Genomic DNA, 16,558 nt, shown 5'->3' with positions numbered 1-16,558 from the left:
ATTTTATGAGTATGGGCGACGACAGCGCCATATGCCTGTACCGCCGGAGCTTGCGATTAAATAAAGTTTAATGAAGGGCGCAAAAACTCCTGTGGGAGCGAGCCTGCTTGCGATAGCGGTGTGTCAGTCAGCATGGATGAAGGCTGAGACAAAGCTATCGCGAGCAGGCTCGCTCCCACAGGGATTGGAACTGCGCTGAAAAGGCGTATCAGCTATGCAGCGTTTCCGCCGCATACAAGGTGTTTTCCAGCAGACAGGCACGGGTCATCGGACCTACGCCGCCAGGGACTGGAGTGATCCAGCCTGCACGAGGCAGGGCGGTTTCGTAGATCACGTCACCGACCAGCTTGCCATCGTCCTGGCGGTTGATGCCCACGTCGATGACGATGGCGCCTTCCTTGATCCACTCGCCCTTCACCAGGCCAGGCTTGCCGGCGGCAACGACCACCAGGTCGGCGCGGCCGACGTGTCCAGCCAGGTCCTTGGTAAAGCGATGGGTCACGGTGACGGTGCAGCCGGCCAGCAGCAACTCCATGGCCATCGGACGGCCAACGATGTTGGACGCGCCAACCACCACGGCATCGAGACCGTACAGGTCCACGCCGGTGCTTTCCAGCAACGTCATGATGCCTTTGGGGGTGCAGGGGCGCAGCAGCGGGATACGCTGGGCGAGGCGACCGACATTATAAGGATGGAAGCCGTCGACATCTTTGTCCGGGCGGATGCGCTCCAGCAGTTTGGAGGCGTCGAGGTGTTCAGGCAGAGGCAGTTGGAGCAGAACGCCGTCGATGTTCGGGTCGTCGTTCAGGCGATCAATCAGATCAGCCAATGCTTGCTGAGTGGTTTCGGAAGGCAGGTCGTAGGCCTGGGAAAGGAAGCCGACCTCTTCACAGTCTTTACGCTTGTGCGAGACATAAACCTGAGAGGCAGGATCGCTGCCGACCAGGATCACCGCCAGGCCGGGCGTGCGCAGGCCTTGCTGGCGACGCTCGGTGACTCGTTGGGCGATCTGCTGGCGCAGGCTGGCGGCGATCGATTTGCCGTCGATAAGTTGTGCAGTCATTGCGCGTGGTTAACCATCGAGAGGGGAAAAAAAGAGAACGCATTCTCGCATGCCGAGGCGTGAGGGCAAAGGCGCTTGGTCTGCAAATTCCCCTAACCCCTTTAATTAAATGAATTTTTTTTAAAAAAGAGTTGACGACCTATCAGGCCGTCTATAACATTCGTCGCACTTGTCGGGCACAGCCTAGCACTGGTTAAGAAGGTGGAGCAGAGTTGGTTGGTTTAACTCGGTAACACTGAAAGCACTTAGTTTGTAATCGTCCAAGAATACAGATTAAAAAGGCGCCCGTAGCTCAGCTGGATAGAGCATCCGCCTTCTAAGCGGATGGTCGCAGGTTCGAGTCCTGCCGGGTGCGCCAATTAGGCAGCTTTGGCACAAGTAAGGCAACAAGGCAATATGGTGGGCGTAGCTCAGTTGGTAGAGCACGGGATTGTGACTCCCGTTGTCGTGGGTTCGATCCCCATCGTCCACCCCATATTCTAGAAAGGCGCCAGATTAACAGTCTGGCGCCTTTGCTTTAAAAGCTTGATACGCGGATGTGGTGGAATTGGTAGACACACTGGATTTAGGTTCCAGCGCCGCAAGGTGTGAGAGTTCGAGTCTCTCCGTCCGCACCATACAAGTCGCTATTTAAATAGCAGAGAACGGCGCAGTACCTGAAGAGGGCTGCGCCGTTTTTGTATTCATGATTTTTTTGTCGCCGACCCTGGTTCAGGGTTGTGCGGGGTGCCCGGGTCGTCACGATTGTGTTTCCTGATGATGCGCGGCATGCCCGTTGGTCTCCTCGCGAGACCGGATGCCGGGCGCGCGGGTTTGCTGCTCCTATATATAGAAGCATTGACCCAGAGCCTTGCAGTGATCGACTGTATTTGCAATCCGGGCGAGGCATGACCGTATGTCCGCTCCTAAATTCGGCGCCTGTTTCCAGCCCTTTTTCAGTAGGGTGACTTCTTGAGTTTGACCTACTAGAATGCATGCCCTTGATTCTGGGGTCGGAAACGCCCGGCCAACGTCTGTGCAACGAGGAATATCCATGCAAGTTTCTGTTGAAAATACTTCTGCTCTTGAGCGCCGCATGAGCATCACCGTGCCGGCTGAGCGCATCGAGACTCAGGTCAACAAGCGTCTGCAGCAGACTGCCCAAAAGGCCAAAATCCCAGGTTTCCGCCCAGGCAAAGTGCCAATGAGCGTGATCCGTCAGCGTTATGAAGCTGACGCACGCCAGGAAGCCGTGGGCGATGTGATCCAGTCTTCGTTCTACGAAGCGGTCGTCGAGCAGAAGCTGAACCCGGCCGGCGCTCCGTCCGTCGAGCCTAAAGTGCTGGAAAAGGGCAAGGACCTGGAGTTCATCGCCACGTTCGAAGTGTTCCCTGAGTTCACGGTTGCCGGTTTCGAGTCCATCTCCGTCGAGCGTCTGAGCGCCGATGTTTCGGATGCCGACCTGGACAAGATGCTGGATATCCTGCGCAAGCAGAACACCCGTTTCGAAGTGGCCGATCGTGCTGCCCAGAACGAAGATCAACTGAACATCGATTTCGTCGGCAAGGTCGACGGTGAAGTGTTCGCCGGTGGTTCCGCCAAGGCTACTCAGCTGGTGCTGGGCTCTGGCCGCATGATCCCTGGCTTCGAAGATGGCCTGGTTGGCGCCAAGGCCGGTGAAGAGCGCGTTCTGAACCTGACCTTCCCTGAGGACTATCAGAACCTGGACCTGGCTGGTAAAACCGCCGAGTTCACCGTGACCGTCAACAGCGTTTCCGAGCCGAAACTGCCAGAGCTGAACGAAGAGTTCTTCGCCCAGTTCGGCATCAAGGAAACCGGTCTGGAAGGTTTCCGCGCCGAAGTTCGCAAGAACATGGAGCGTGAGCTGCGTCAGGCCATCAAGTCCAAGGTCAAGAACCAGGTCATGGACGGTCTGCTGGCCTCCAACCCGATCGAAGTGCCAAAGGCTTTGCTGGACAACGAAGTGAACCGTCTGCGTGTACAGGCTGTTCAACAGTTTGGCGGCAACATCAAGCCGGACCAGCTGCCCGCTGAGCTGTTCGAAGAGCAAGCCAAGCGCCGCGTTGTGCTGGGCCTGATCGTTGCTGAAGTGGTCAAGCAGTTCGAACTCAAGCCTGACGAAGCCCGCGTTCGCGAGCTGATCCAGGAAATGGCTTCGGCCTATCAGGAGCCTGAGCAAGTCGTGTCCTGGTACTACAAGAACGACCAGCAACTGAACGAAGTCCGTTCGGTTGTGCTGGAAGAACAAGTTGTGGATACTGTTCTGCAGAAAGCTAGCGTGACCGATAAAGCGGTCTCTTACGAAGAAGCGGTCAAGCCGGTGGAAGCTCCACAAGCCGATTGATCGTTCTGCGGTAAGAAATACACACCCATAAGCCAGCCTTCGCGCTGGCTTATGCGTATTCAAGACATAACTATTTGGGAGTGACTGCGAGACATGTCCCGCAATTCTTTTTATCAGCAGAGCTCTGACATCCAAGCCGCAGGCGGCCTGGTCCCGATGGTTATCGAGCAGTCTGCCCGTGGCGAACGTGCCTATGACATCTACTCGCGTCTGCTCAAGGAACGCGTCATCTTCCTGATCGGCCCCGTTGAAGACTACATGGCCAACCTGGTTGCGGCGCAACTGCTGTTCCTTGAAGCGGAAAACCCGGACAAGGATATCCATCTGTACATCAACTCACCTGGTGGCTCGGTGACAGCAGGCATGTCGATCTACGACACCATGCAGTTCATCAAGCCTGACGTTTCCACCATCTGCATCGGCCAGGCCTGCAGCATGGGCGCATTCCTGCTCGCCGGTGGCGCAGCGGGCAAGCGTCACTGCCTGCCTAATTCGCGCATGATGATTCACCAGCCGTTGGGTGGTTTCCAGGGGCAGGCGTCGGATATCGACATCCATGCCAAGGAAATCCTCCACATTCGTTCGCGCCTGAACTCGCTGCTGGCCCATCACACCGGCCAAAACCTCGAAACCATTGAGCGTGACACCGAGCGTGACAACTTCATGAGCGCTGAGCGTGCGGCCGAATATGGCCTGATCGACTCCGTGATCAACAAGCGTCAAATGCCTGCCTAAGCCGCTCAAAATGCAGGTGGTTGGGATGACCGGCCGCCTGCGGGCTTGAAAAAGCCCGCAATTGCCTTCATCTTGTGTTGCAAGCCTATCGGATTTGGATCGATCGAATGACTGACACCCGCAACGGCGAGGACAACGGCAAACTGCTTTATTGCTCCTTCTGTGGCAAAAGCCAGCATGAAGTACGCAAATTGATTGCCGGCCCCTCGGTCTTCATTTGCGACGAGTGCGTCGACCTGTGCAATGACATCATCCGCGAGGAGGTGCAGGAAGCCCAGGCCGAAAGCAGCGCGCATAAGTTGCCTTCGCCTAAAGAAATCAGCGGCATCCTTGATCAATATGTCATTGGTCAGGAGCGCGCGAAAAAGGTACTGGCCGTAGCGGTGTACAACCACTACAAGCGCCTGAACCAACGTGACAAAAAGAATGACGAGGTCGAACTCGGCAAGAGCAACATCCTGCTGATCGGCCCGACAGGCTCGGGTAAAACCCTGCTTGCCGAAACCCTGGCCCGTTTGCTGAACGTTCCGTTCACCATCGCCGACGCAACCACCCTTACCGAGGCGGGTTATGTGGGTGAGGATGTCGAGAACATCATTCAGAAACTGCTGCAGAAGTGCGATTACGATGTGGAAAAGGCCCAGATGGGTATCGTCTACATCGACGAAATCGACAAGATTTCCCGCAAGTCCGACAACCCGTCCATCACCCGGGATGTTTCCGGTGAGGGCGTGCAGCAGGCCTTGCTCAAGCTGATCGAAGGTACCGTGGCTTCCGTTCCGCCTCAGGGTGGTCGCAAGCATCCGCAGCAGGAGTTCCTGCAGGTCGACACGCGTAACATTCTGTTCATCTGCGGTGGCGCGTTCTCCGGCCTGGAAAAGGTTATTCAAAACCGTTCCACCCGTGGCGGCATTGGTTTCAACGCCGAAGTGCGCAGTAAGGAAGAGGGTAAGAAGGTCGGTGAATCCCTGCGTGAAGTCGAACCTGATGATTTGGTCAAGTTCGGTCTGATCCCGGAATTCGTGGGTCGCTTGCCGGTCCTGGCGACGCTGGACGAGTTGGATGAAGCTGCATTGATGCAGATTCTGACGGAGCCGAAGAATGCCCTGACCAAGCAATATGCCAAGCTGTTCGAAATGGAAGGTGTAGACCTGGAGTTCCGTTCCGACGCGCTGAAATCGGTTGCCAAACGAGCCCTGGAGCGTAAAACCGGTGCCCGTGGGTTGCGCTCGATTCTGGAAGGCGTATTGCTCGACACGATGTATGAGATCCCCTCGCAGTCTGAGGTGAGTAAAGTCGTGATCGATGAAAGCGTTATAGAAGGTAAGTCCAAGCCTTTGTATATCTACGAAAACAAAGAGCCGGCTGCCAAGGCCGCGCCGGACGCTTAAGCGTCCCGGTGCCGGAATAAAGAAGGGGCCTTCGGGCCCCTTTGCTTTTTGCGCGTTTTAGACGTGTCTTTGCGCTTGTTTTTTTTCAAGGCTGCCCCCATCTTGGTTTCAAGCTTACTTCCATCTGTTTCCGGCCTTGTGGCCGCCGTAGAGGCGAAATCATGAAGACAACCATCGAATTGCCTCTCCTGCCATTGCGTGATGTCGTGGTTTATCCGCACATGGTTATCCCGCTGTTCGTGGGGCGCGAGAAGTCTATCGAAGCCCTCGAGGCTGCGATGACGGGTGACAAGCAGATTCTTCTGTTGGCGCAGAGAAATCCTGCTGACGATGATCCCGGCGAAGACGCACTTTATCGCGTAGGCACAATTGCAACAGTTCTGCAGCTGCTCAAGTTGCCCGACGGCACCGTCAAGGTCCTAGTCGAAGGTGAGCAGCGTGGCACGGTCGAGCGTTTCAGCGAAGTGGACGGCCATTGCCGGGCCGAAGTGTCGCTGATCGACGAAGTGGACGCGCCCGAGCGTGAGTCTGAGGTGTTTGTCCGCAGTCTTCTGTCGCAGTTCGAACAATACGTGCAGTTGGGCAAGAAGGTGCCTGCTGAGGTCCTGTCGTCGCTTAACAGCATCGACGAACCTGGACGGCTGGTCGATACGATGGCGGCCCACATGGCCCTCAAGATCGAGCAGAAGCAGGAAATTCTCGAAATCATCGATTTGTCTGCCCGTGTCGAACATGTGCTGGCACTGCTGGATGGCGAAATCGACCTACTGCAGGTCGAGAAGCGCATTCGTGGTCGCGTCAAGAAGCAGATGGAGCGTAGCCAGCGCGAGTACTACCTGAATGAGCAGATGAAGGCCATTCAGAAGGAACTTGGCGATGGTGACGAAGGGCACAACGAAATCGAAGAGCTGAAAAAGCGCATCGATGCCGCCGGCCTGCCCAAGGATGCACTTGCCAAGGCCCAGGCCGAGCTGAACAAGCTCAAGCAAATGTCGCCTATGTCTGCCGAAGCCACTGTGGTGCGCTCCTATATCGACTGGCTGGTTCAGGTGCCTTGGAAGGCGCAAAGCAAGGTCCGTCTGGACCTGGCCCGCGCCGAAGATATTCTCGATGCCGACCATTACGGTCTGGAAGAGGTCAAGGAACGTATCCTCGAATACCTCGCCGTGCAAAAACGCGTGAAGAAAATTCGCGGGCCGGTACTGTGCCTGGTGGGGCCTCCCGGGGTCGGTAAAACATCGCTGGCAGAGTCGATTGCCCACGCGACCAATCGTAAATTCGTGCGCATGGCCCTCGGTGGCGTGCGCGATGAAGCGGAAATTCGGGGGCATCGCCGCACTTATATCGGGTCGATGCCAGGAAGATTGATTCAAAAGATGACTAAGGTTGGCGTGCGCAATCCGCTGTTTCTTTTGGATGAAATCGACAAGATGGGCAGCGATATGCGCGGCGATCCCGCTTCTGCGCTGCTCGAAGTGCTCGATCCGGAGCAGAATCACAATTTCAACGATCACTATCTGGAGGTCGACTACGACCTGTCGGACGTGATGTTCCTCTGCACCTCCAACTCCATGAACATTCCGCCAGCACTGCTGGACCGGATGGAGGTGATCCGTCTGCCGGGCTACACCGAAGACGAGAAGATCAACATCGCCGTCAAATACCTTTCGCCCAAGCAGATCCAGGCCAACGGCCTGAAAAAAGGCGAGCTGGAATTTGACGAGGAAGCGATTCGCGACATTATCCGCTACTACACTCGCGAGGCGGGTGTGCGTGGTCTGGAGCGGCAAATTGCCAAGGTCTGCCGCAAGGCGGTCAAAGAGCATGCGCTGGAAAAACGCTTCGCGGTCAAGGTTACTTCGGACCTGCTGGAGCACTTCCTGGGTGTTCGCAAATTCCGCTACGGCCTCGCCGAGCAGCAGGATCAGATTGGTCAGGTGACTGGCCTTGCGTGGACTCAGGTCGGTGGCGAGTTGCTGACTATCGAAGCGGCCGTAGTACCGGGCAAGGGTCAACTGATCAAGACCGGTTCGCTGGGCGATGTGATGGTCGAGTCGATCACCGCAGCGCTGACGGTCGTGCGCAGCCGCGCCCGGAGCCTGGGCATCCCCCTGGACTTCCACGAGAAGCGCGACACCCATATCCACATGCCTGAAGGGGCTACGCCCAAGGACGGCCCGAGCGCCGGCGTAGGCATGTGCACGGCCCTGGTATCCGCGCTGACCGGCATTCCTGTGCGCGCCGACGTCGCCATGACGGGTGAAATCACCCTGCGTGGCCAGGTATTGGCCATCGGCGGTCTGAAGGAAAAACTGCTGGCGGCTCACCGTGGCGGGATCAAGATCGTGATCATTCCCGAGGAGAATGTCCGCGATCTGAAGGAGATTCCCGACAACATTAAGCAGGATCTTCAGATCAAACCGGTTAAATGGATTGACGAGGTCCTGCAAATTGCGCTGCAATACGCGCCGGAGCCCTTGCCGGATGTGGCTCCGGAGATAGTCGCGAAGGAAGACAAGCGAGAGTCTGACTCTAAGGAAAGAATTAGCACGCATTAATACGCATTTGCCTGGGGGGCTTCCTTGACAGTTTTTTAGAGCCCTTGTTATAAAGCGGCTCTTAAGTGTCTGTAGGCCATTCAGCACTCGTTTTTGCTTTCACCAAAAAAACTTAGAATCATCTCAAATAGATATAAGGGGACTTAGAGTGAACAAGTCGGAACTGATTGATGCTATCGCTGCATCCGCTGATATCCCGAAAGCTGCTGCTGGCCGTGCGCTGGACGCTGTAATCGAATCCGTCACTGGCGCTCTCAAGGCCGGCGACTCCGTAGTTCTGGTTGGTTTCGGCACCTTCTCCGTGACTGATCGCCCAGCGCGTACAGGCCGCAACCCGCAGACCGGCCAAACGCTGGAAATCCCTGCTGCCAAAAAGCCTGGTTTCAAAGCTGGCAAGGCATTGAAAGAAGCTGTTAACGACTAAGGTTTCACCGAGTTTATCCGGGTCGGGGTCATGCCTGGCTTGGCAGCGGAGCGGTCATACAGCCGGTTTGTAGCCGGTGTGTCACGCCAGGACTCGCGGGTTTGAGTCCGGTCCGCTCCGCCAGTTACGAGAAGGCGCATCCTCGGATGCGCCTTTCTTCTATCCGGATTCTACCCACGCTCCACGGTTGCCTAAATTTGAAGTTCAACCGTTTCTGGGGGACGCATGCTGCAGAATATCAGGGACAATTCACAAGGCTGGATTGCCAAAACCATCATCGGGGTCATCGTCGTATTGATGGCGTTGACCGGTTTCGATGCCATTTTTCAAGCTACCACCAACAGTAATGACGCAGCCAAGGTCAACGGCGAAGAGATCAGCCAGAACGAGCTGAGCCAGGCGGTCGACATGCAACGCCGCCAGCTCATGCAACAGCTGGGCAAGGATTTCGACGCTTCGTTGCTGGACGAAAAAATGCTGCGCGACTCAGCGCTCAAAGGCCTGATCGATCGCAAGCTGTTGCTGCAAGGCGCGCAAGATTCGAAATTCGCCTTCTCCGAAGCCGCGCTGGATCAAGTGATCCTGCAAACGCCTGAGTTTCAGGTCGATGGCAAATTCAGCGCCGAGCGTTTCGATCAGGTGATCCGCCAGCTGGGTTACAGCCGCATGCAATTTCGTCAGATGCTGGCTCAGGAGATGCTGATCGGCCAGTTGCGCGCAGGTCTGGCGGGGAGTGGTTTTGTCACCGACGCCCAAGTGTTGGCCTTCGCCCGTCTGGAAAAACAGACCCGGGATTTCGCCACCTTGAATATCCAGGCCGACTCGTCGACGGTCAAACTGACCGATGATGAGGTCAAGGCTTACTACGATAAGCATGCCAAGGAATTCATGACGCCCGACCAGGTGGTCATCGACTACCTTGAGCTGAAGAAGGCTTCTTTCTTCGATCAGGTCAGCGTCAAGGATGAAGACCTGCAAGCGGCCTATCAGAAAGAAATCGCGAACCTGTCCGAACAGCGTCGTGCTGCGCACATCCTGATCGAAGTGAACGACAAGGTCACCGAAGCCCAGGCCAAGGCGAAGATCGAAGAGATTCAGGCTCGTTTGGCCAAAGGCGAATCGTTTGAAGCATTGGCCAAGGAGTTCTCCCAGGACCCAGGTTCGGCGAACAGCGGCGGCGATCTCGGTTATGCCGGTCCGGGTGTCTATGATCCGGAGTTCGAAAAGGCTCTGTATGCGTTGAGCAAGGATCAGGTATCGGCACCGGTGCGTACCGATTTCGGTTTTCACCTGATCAAGTTGTTGGGAGTCGAAGCGCCTGAAGTGCCAACGTTTGCCAGCCTCAAGGACAAGCTTGTTCGCGAGCTGAAAACCCAGCAGGTTGAGCAGCGTTTCGTGGAGGCGACCAAGCAACTGGAGGATGCCTCTTTCGAAGCCTCCGACCTGGCACAGCCGGCTCAGGACCTGAAACTGACCGTCCACACTTCGGCGCCGTTCGGCCGTGAGGGTGGGGAGGGGATCGCGGCCAACCGCGCCGTGGTGACCGCCGCGTTCAGCCCGGAGGTACTGGATGAGGGTGCAAACAGCACCGCCATAGAACTGGACCCGGAAACCGTGGTGGTGTTGCGTGCCAAGGAGCACCGCAAACCTGAGCAAATGCCACTGGAAAGCGTGGACGGGGCCATTCGCGCTCAGCTGGCGAAGGAACATGCCAGTGCGGCGGCCAAGACCCGGGCCGAGGAGTTGATTGCCGGTTTGCGCGACGGCAAGACGGCCCTGGATCAACCTGTCGACGGTCAGAACTGGAAGGTCATCGAAGCGGCGACTCGAAGCCAGGAAGGGATTGATCCGGCGGTGTTGCAGGCATTGTTCCGGATGCCTAAGCCCGAATCGAAAGACAAGCCGACGTTCAGCAGTGTGACGTTGCCCGACGGCAGTCTGGTAATCGTGCGTTTGAACGGCGTAAACGAAGCGGCGGCGCCGAGCGATGAGGAGAAGGCGCAATACCGCCGTTATCTCGCTTCTCGTGTCGGCCAGCAGGACTTCGCTGCCTATCGCAAGCAGTTGGAGAGTGAGGCGGACATCGAGCGCTTCTAAGTGCTCTGATGTTTGCCCCACAACGACCCGGCCGAAAGGCCGGGTTTTTTGTGTCTGCTTGTTGCATCGGGCAGTATCTTCGTCGTTCCACCGAATTCGCGTCTTTTTCCCGCAAATAACCCCCAGTAGACTTGTAACCCGTTTGAGACAAGATTAGCCACGCGGCCTGGCAGCGTTCTGTTGCACAATACGCCCCGGATCGTTTTCCTCAGGATGTTCAATGTTCAAATCATTCCCTATGCGCACCGTCGGGCTGGCACTGGTGCTGGCCGCTGCAGCCGGTTGCTCGTCGAAGAAAACCGCTATCTACGAGCATGAAAACTTCGATGACTCTGGTACGTTCTCGCGTTCCTATTCAGTGAATGATGCGGCGACCTGCGAAGCCGGGCGCCGGGCATTGCTCAGCCAGGGCTACATCATTACCAGCAGCGATCCGAAGCTGGTCAGCGGTCACAAGAGTTTTCAGCAGACCGGCGAAACCCATATGGAGATCAGCTTCAATCTGGTCTGTGCGCAAGACAGTGGTCCCGGACACCGTGCGACCATGTTTGCCAACGCCTTGCAGGACCGTTATGCGCTGAAGAAAACCAACAACTCCGCCAGCTTGGGCGTGGGGGTGCTGGGATCGGTGTCGATGCCGATCGGCTCGTCCGATGATTCGATGGTCAAGGTCGCCAGCGAAACCGTGTCGTCGGCGAAGTTCTATGAGCGTTTCTTTGCCCTCGTGGAGTTGTTCCTGCCTCCCGAGGCGAAGAAACCCGTGGAAGAAACCGAAAAACCCAAGGCTGAGCTTGGCGTTCCGGAACCCCAGGTCGAGCCGACGGCGTTGTCACCGGTTTCTACTCCAGAGCCGACACCGATGCCTGTTCCTGCACCAGAGCCGGCACCGATTCCTGTACCTGCTCTTGCTCCAGAGCCGGAGCCGGCTCCCGAATCGGCTCCCGAACCGGCACCAGCGCCAGTCGCGCCGGTGGAGGAGGCCACGCCCGCGCCTGCCGAGACTTCTCCGGCCAGTTCGGAGCCGGTCGCGCCGCCGGCAGAGCCCGCGCCCATCGCACCCAGCGAGCCTCAACTATCAGAGCCGGAGTCGTCGACGCAAGCCATTACACCGCCACCCTCCAGCGCCTTGCCGGCCCCCTCCGAGCCGATCCAGCCGCTTCCCGCCTCTTGATGCTCAGTGGCAAGGGTGGAAATCCCTTGCCACACCTGCACGCAGTAATTTCCCAGCGCTGTGCTACGTTTAATTCATGAAGCTTTTGCTTCATGTTTTGTTCATAAAGCGGCTTTATGCTGATTCCAGCGCCATCAGGCATCGGTTTCAACGTTACGTTATGGGAAGGATTCAAGATGGATGATTATCAGGAAGAGCTGCTGGAATATCAGGCGTATGAGCTTGATCCCCTGGAACCCGCCGAGGATGCGACAGAGCTGTAAATCCGCTAAAAACGTCACGTTATCAGCGGCAGGTTTGCAGCCTAACTGCTTCTACGACTGCGCCGAAACTCGCCCGGAGTCTGATTGTTCCAGCGCTTGAAGGCGCGTTGAAAGGCTTCCGCTGAGGCGAACCCCAGCAGGTACGCGATTTCACCAAACGCCAGTTCAGTGTCGCGAATGTAGGTCATGGCCAGGTCGCGGCGAGTGTCGTTGAGGATTGCGCGAAATTGCGTGCCTTCTTCGGCCAGTTTGCGACGCAGTGTCCAGGTCGGCAGCTTCAGACGCGCCGCCACTTCTTCCAGGTCGGGTTCCCGACCACCGTTGAGCAAGGGCCCCAGCAGTTGGATGATGCGCTCGCGCAGGCTGCGGGTGCGCGTCAATTGCTCCAGCTCCCGTTCACACAGCTGAACCAGGTGTCGCCAGGTGCCGGGGCAATGTTGGGGGTTGCGTTGGGCGAGACTGTCGAGTCCCAGGCGTAGCTGATTGTGTTCGGCACCGAACTGGATCGGGCAGTCACCGAGCGCGCGATAGGCCTCCAGGTATGCCGGTGCTTCGAACTCGATTTCCACCCGTTCAGCCCTCAACGCGACAGCACTCACGCAGGACAGCTGCGCCAGCCAGCCGGCGATGATCGAATCCACGACGAAGCGGTTGTAGGCGTTATAGGGGCTGATGGAATAGAACCGCAGCCACGCGCCTCGGGCATCTTCATGAAAACTCGACTGACCGCGATAGTTGGAGCCGTACAGCGGCTCGAAGCGGATCATGCACCGCGCGGCTTCGCGCACCGTCGGTGCCTGGGCCGCCGTCACGCCTGCCAGCCCGGCCTGGCTCAAGCGGCTAAGTTGGCCCATGCGCAAACCCAAGGCAGGGTCCTGGGTCTGTTGGATGGCGGCGTGCCCCAGGCGCATGTAGCGCGGGATCGACAGACGAGCACCGGGCTCGGCCAGGCGTGCCGCATCCAGACCGTATTGTTCAAGCAAAGGCTGGGGATCGTGGCCATGGCTGGCAACCGCATCGGCCAGGCTATGGACGAAGCTGACTGACAAGTCTCCCAGTCGCATCGGTTGCGGTTTCATGGTGTTACAGCCACAGGTTCAGCAGACGGGCGCCACGAGCTTCACCGTCGGGAAAATGCTCGCCGTCATGGCTGATGAAACTCTGCCCGGCGCTACCGTTGTCCCAGAACTGACCGCGCAGGAAGACACTGACGCCGCCCCTGGCCTGGCTGCTGGGCGGCTGGCTGGTCAGTGTCAGGCGATGCCAGGCCTGGCCTTCACTCACTTCCCCAGGCTTGAGGCTGACTTCGCTCGGTGTGGACAGGCCCCTATAGCCACCCCAGGGTTTTTCCCAGGTATGGCGACCGTTGACAAAGGCCGGCACTGCCACCAATTGCGCCCCCTGTTCATTCAACTGCCGATAATGAACCGGGTACCAACTGTCGCTGCCGATCAGCACGCCCAGGCGACCGGCAGGGGTGTCGACGACGCTGATTGTGTCCGGATGGTCTGGCCCCAGCACGCCCTGTTGCTCGAACATGGGGTGCTGTTGGCGCTGTGGCTGGCCCAGCGGCCGACCGTCGCGGCCGAACACCACGCTACTGTTGTACAACGGGCCCCGGCCCACTTTCAGTTGGCCATCGCTGACGCTTGGCTCGGGCAGCACGATGGAGCCGGCCACCAGCGTCACGCCGAACTCCTTGGCGAGTCCGCCGAACAGTGCCTGGTAGTCACGGGCCATGGTGTCGGCTTTCATGCGCAGGTAAGCATCGTCCAGCCGGTTGTCACCTTTTGCGCTGACCAGCGCCTGGATGAACGCCAGCGGGTTGCTGACCGCCAGCCAGTTCATCGCTTCCTTCAACGTGGCGGCCTGATACAACTCGTCTTTTTCCCCGGCGACCATCAACCAGGTGCCAATGTGCTCGGGCAAGACCACCACGGTTTTGTCATTGAGCAAGCCCAGGTCACGAGCGGTTTGCAGATAGGCCGCCAGTTTGCGGTGCAGGCGTTCGGGGCTCTGGTAGTCGGTGGGGAACAGTTCGGGCTGGATGCCCAGTAAGTTGCCTTGATCGGCAGGGGTGCCCTGGTTCACCGCCAGGTTGATGCGAAGGTCTGACAGGTAATGACCCGCCGGACGATCCACCGTCCACAGTGCGTAGGTGATCAGGGCGGCAATCAAAGCCAGTGACAACAGCAGGTACAGAAATTTGCGCATGGGGAACAGTCAGCGGCCGTGTGCGGATTCGCTGACTAGGGTAGGGCCCACGATGGGGTGTTGCCAAGGGGCGTTGCGCATTTGGATCATTAAGTTGTCAGTTACGGCCATTGAGCACGCAGCTTCCCGCTCTTAGGCTGTCTGGCATGACTGATGGAAGCCGCAGAGCCTCCGCATTTTTTCCGTGATCGCCCGTTGTGGAGTTATCGATGACCACCCCTCATTACCCGCACCTGCTGGCCCCGCTGGACCTGGGTTTTACCACGTTGCGCAATCGCACCCTGATGGGGTCGATGCACACGGGTCTTGAAGAAAAGCCCGGTGGTTTCGAGCGCATGGCGGCGTATTTTGCCGAGCGCGCGCGTGGCGGCGTGGGGCTGATGGTCACCGGCGGAATCGGGCCGAATGACGAGGGCGGCGTTTACTCCGGCGCGGCCAAGCTGACCACCGAGGAAGAAGCCCTCAAGCACCAGATTGTGACCCGTGCCGTACATGAGGCCGGCGGCAAGATCTGCATGCAGATTCTCCACGCCGGGCGCTATGCCTACAGCCCCAAGCAGGTGGCGCCGAGCGCGATCCAGGCACCGATCAACCCGTTCAAGCCCAAGGAGCTGGACGAAGAGGGCATCGAAAAGCAGATCAGTGATTTTGTCACCTGTTCGGTCCTGGCCCAGAAAGCCGAGTACGACGGTGTCGAGATCATGGGCTCGGAAGGTTATTTCATTAACCAGTTCCTGGCGGCCCATACCAACCACCGCACCGATCGCTGGGGCGGCAGCTATGAAAACCGCATGCGCCTGCCGGTGGAAATCGTGCGTCGGGTGCGTGAGGCGGTCGGCCCCAACTTCATCATTATCTTTCGCCTGTCGATGCTCGACCTGGTGGAAGGTGGCAGCAGTTGGGATGAAATCGTTCAGTTGGCCAAAGCCATCGAGCAGGCCGGGGCGACGATCATCAACACCGGTATCGGCTGGCACGAGGCGCGGATTCCTACCATCGCCACCAAGGTTCCGCGGGCGGCGTTCAGCAAGGTCACAGCCAAACTGCGCGGCTCAGTGAGTATTCCGCTGATCACCACCAACCGCATCAACACCCCGGAAGTGGCCGAGCAGATCCTGGCCGAAGGCGACGCCGATATGGTGTCCATGGCGCGGCCTTTCCTCGCTGATCCGGAATTCGTCAACAAGGCTGCCGCCGGGCGCGCGGATGAAATCAATACCTGCATCGGATGCAACCAGGCCTGTCTGGACCATACCTTTGGCGGCAAGCTCACCAGTTGCCTGGTGAACCCGCGGGCGTGCCATGAAACCGAGCTCAATTACTTGCCGGTCACCCAGGTGAAAAAAATCGCTGTGGTCGGTGCCGGTCCGGCCGGTTTGTCCGCTGCTACCGTGGCGGCCGAACGGGGTCATCAGGTGACGCTGTTCGATTCGGCCAGCGAAATTGGTGGCCAGTTCAATATCGCCAAGCGGGTGCCGGGCAAGGAAGAGTTCTTCGAAACCCTGCGTTATTTCAAGCGCAAGTTGCAGACCAGCCACGTCGAGCTGTGTCTCAACACGCGGGTGGATGTCGCGCAATTGGTCGCGGGCGGTTTTGACGAGATCATCCTGGCCACCGGTATCGCACCGCGAGTGCCGGCGATTCCCGGGGTGGAGCATGCCAAGGTCCTCAGCTACCTGGATGTGATTCTGGAGCGCAAGCCAGTGGGCCGCAGCGTCGCGGTGATCGGGGCCGGCGGTATCGGCTTCGACGTGTCGGAGTTCCTGGTCCACCAAGGGGTTGCCACCAGCCAGGACCGTGAAGCGTTCTGGAAAGAATGGGGGATCGATACCCTGCTCCAGGCGCGCGGCGGTGTGGCGGGTATCAAAGCCGAGCCCCAAGCCCCGGCGCGGCAAGTGTTCCTGTTGCAGCGCAAGAAATCCAAGGTGGGCGACGGCCTGGGCAAGACCACCGGCTGGATTCACCGCACGGGCCTGAAGAACAAGCAGGTGCAGATGCTCAACAGCGTCGAGTACCTGAAAATCGATGACGAAGGCTTGCACATCCGCATCGGTGAAACCGGCGAGCCGCAGGTGCTGGCCGTGGATAACATCGTGATCTGCGCCGGCCAGGATCCGTTGCGTGAGTTGCAGCAAGGCCTGGAAGCCGCAGGGCAAACCGTCCACCTCATTGGCGGTGCCGACGTAGCGGCAGAACTGGATGCCAAGCGGGCGATCAATCAGGGTTCGCGATTGGCGGCGCAGTTGTAAGACACCGAATCTGTGGGCGCCTGGATCCACTGTGGGAGCGAGCCTGCTC

General features: G+C 58.2%; 12 protein-coding genes and 3 tRNA genes. 12 read left to right on the top strand and 3 right to left on the bottom strand.

Going from position 1 to position 16,558, the window contains the following annotated elements; all coding sequences use genetic code 11:
• Positions 1 to 208 precede the first annotated feature (208 nt).
• Complete coding sequence (gene folD, locus QOM08_RS18605; protein WP_047228500.1) at positions 209 to 1,063, bottom strand: bifunctional methylenetetrahydrofolate dehydrogenase/methenyltetrahydrofolate cyclohydrolase FolD; 855 nt, start codon at positions 1,061 to 1,063, stop codon at positions 209 to 211.
• A 281-nt stretch (positions 1,064 to 1,344) separates the two neighbouring features.
• Here folD and QOM08_RS18600 point away from each other — a divergent pair.
• The 11 genes from QOM08_RS18600 (at position 1,345) to QOM08_RS18550 (ending at position 12,046) form a co-directional block, all read left to right on the top strand.
• Positions 1,345 to 1,421 (top strand) — tRNA-Arg (locus QOM08_RS18600).
• A gap of 41 nt (positions 1,422 to 1,462) precedes the next feature.
• Positions 1,463 to 1,538 (top strand) — tRNA-His (locus QOM08_RS18595).
• Between the two features lie 57 nt (positions 1,539 to 1,595).
• Positions 1,596 to 1,680 (top strand) — tRNA-Leu (locus QOM08_RS18590).
• A gap of 416 nt (positions 1,681 to 2,096) precedes the next feature.
• Positions 2,097 to 3,407 (top strand): trigger factor, encoded by a 1,311-nt coding sequence (gene tig, locus QOM08_RS18585; RefSeq protein ID WP_092400570.1) that lies wholly within the window; start codon positions 2,097 to 2,099, stop codon positions 3,405 to 3,407.
• A 93-nt stretch (positions 3,408 to 3,500) separates the two neighbouring features.
• Complete coding sequence (gene clpP, locus QOM08_RS18580) at positions 3,501 to 4,142, top strand: ATP-dependent Clp endopeptidase proteolytic subunit ClpP (protein ID WP_316911970.1); 642 nt, start codon at positions 3,501 to 3,503, stop codon at positions 4,140 to 4,142.
• Positions 4,143 to 4,249: 107 nt separating this feature from the next.
• Positions 4,250 to 5,533 carry an ATP-dependent Clp protease ATP-binding subunit ClpX gene (clpX, locus tag QOM08_RS18575; RefSeq protein WP_047228498.1) on the top strand — a complete coding sequence of 428 codons (1,284 nt, stop codon included), beginning with the start codon at positions 4,250 to 4,252 and terminating at the stop codon, positions 5,531 to 5,533.
• Positions 5,534 to 5,694: 161 nt separating this feature from the next.
• Positions 5,695 to 8,091 (top strand): endopeptidase La, encoded by a 2,397-nt coding sequence (gene lon / locus QOM08_RS18570; RefSeq protein WP_076383967.1) that lies wholly within the window; start codon positions 5,695 to 5,697, stop codon positions 8,089 to 8,091.
• A 148-nt stretch (positions 8,092 to 8,239) separates the two neighbouring features.
• A complete protein-coding gene (locus QOM08_RS18565; RefSeq protein WP_047228496.1) occupies positions 8,240 to 8,515 on the top strand; it encodes an HU family DNA-binding protein in 276 nt (91 codons plus the stop codon).
• Positions 8,516 to 8,740: 225 nt separating this feature from the next.
• The gene (locus QOM08_RS18560) at positions 8,741 to 10,612 is read left to right on the top strand and encodes a SurA N-terminal domain-containing protein (RefSeq protein WP_316911969.1); all 1,872 of its coding nucleotides are present in this window, start codon (positions 8,741 to 8,743) and stop codon (positions 10,610 to 10,612) included.
• A 220-nt stretch (positions 10,613 to 10,832) separates the two neighbouring features.
• The gene (locus QOM08_RS18555) at positions 10,833 to 11,783 is read left to right on the top strand and encodes a DUF2242 domain-containing protein (protein ID WP_316911968.1); all 951 of its coding nucleotides are present in this window, start codon (positions 10,833 to 10,835) and stop codon (positions 11,781 to 11,783) included.
• A gap of 116 nt (positions 11,784 to 11,899) precedes the next feature.
• On the top strand, positions 11,900 to 12,046 hold the full coding sequence (locus QOM08_RS18550; RefSeq protein WP_171061343.1) for a hypothetical protein: 147 nt from the start codon (positions 11,900 to 11,902) through the stop codon (positions 12,044 to 12,046).
• A 41-nt stretch (positions 12,047 to 12,087) separates the two neighbouring features.
• Here QOM08_RS18550 and QOM08_RS18545 read toward each other — a convergent pair whose 3' ends face one another.
• Entirely contained in the window at positions 12,088 to 13,125 is a 1,038-nt protein-coding gene (locus QOM08_RS18545) for an AraC family transcriptional regulator (protein WP_047228493.1), read from the bottom strand.
• A 4-nt stretch (positions 13,126 to 13,129) separates the two neighbouring features.
• The gene (locus QOM08_RS18540; protein WP_139049594.1) at positions 13,130 to 14,260 is read right to left on the bottom strand and encodes a carbon-nitrogen hydrolase family protein; all 1,131 of its coding nucleotides are present in this window, start codon (positions 14,258 to 14,260) and stop codon (positions 13,130 to 13,132) included.
• 209 nt (positions 14,261 to 14,469) lie between these two features.
• Here QOM08_RS18540 and QOM08_RS18535 point away from each other — a divergent pair, with 209 nt between their 5' ends.
• A complete protein-coding gene (locus QOM08_RS18535) occupies positions 14,470 to 16,509 on the top strand; it encodes an NADPH-dependent 2,4-dienoyl-CoA reductase (RefSeq protein WP_316911967.1) in 2,040 nt (679 codons plus the stop codon).
• Positions 16,510 to 16,558: the final 49 nt, after the last annotated feature.

Origin of the sequence: Pseudomonas sp. P105, assembly GCF_032614175.1 — a bacterium.
GTDB classification, from domain to species: domain Bacteria; phylum Pseudomonadota; class Gammaproteobacteria; order Pseudomonadales; family Pseudomonadaceae; genus Aquipseudomonas; species Aquipseudomonas rhizophila.
This window is presented reverse-complemented; position numbering and strand designations above follow the sequence as displayed.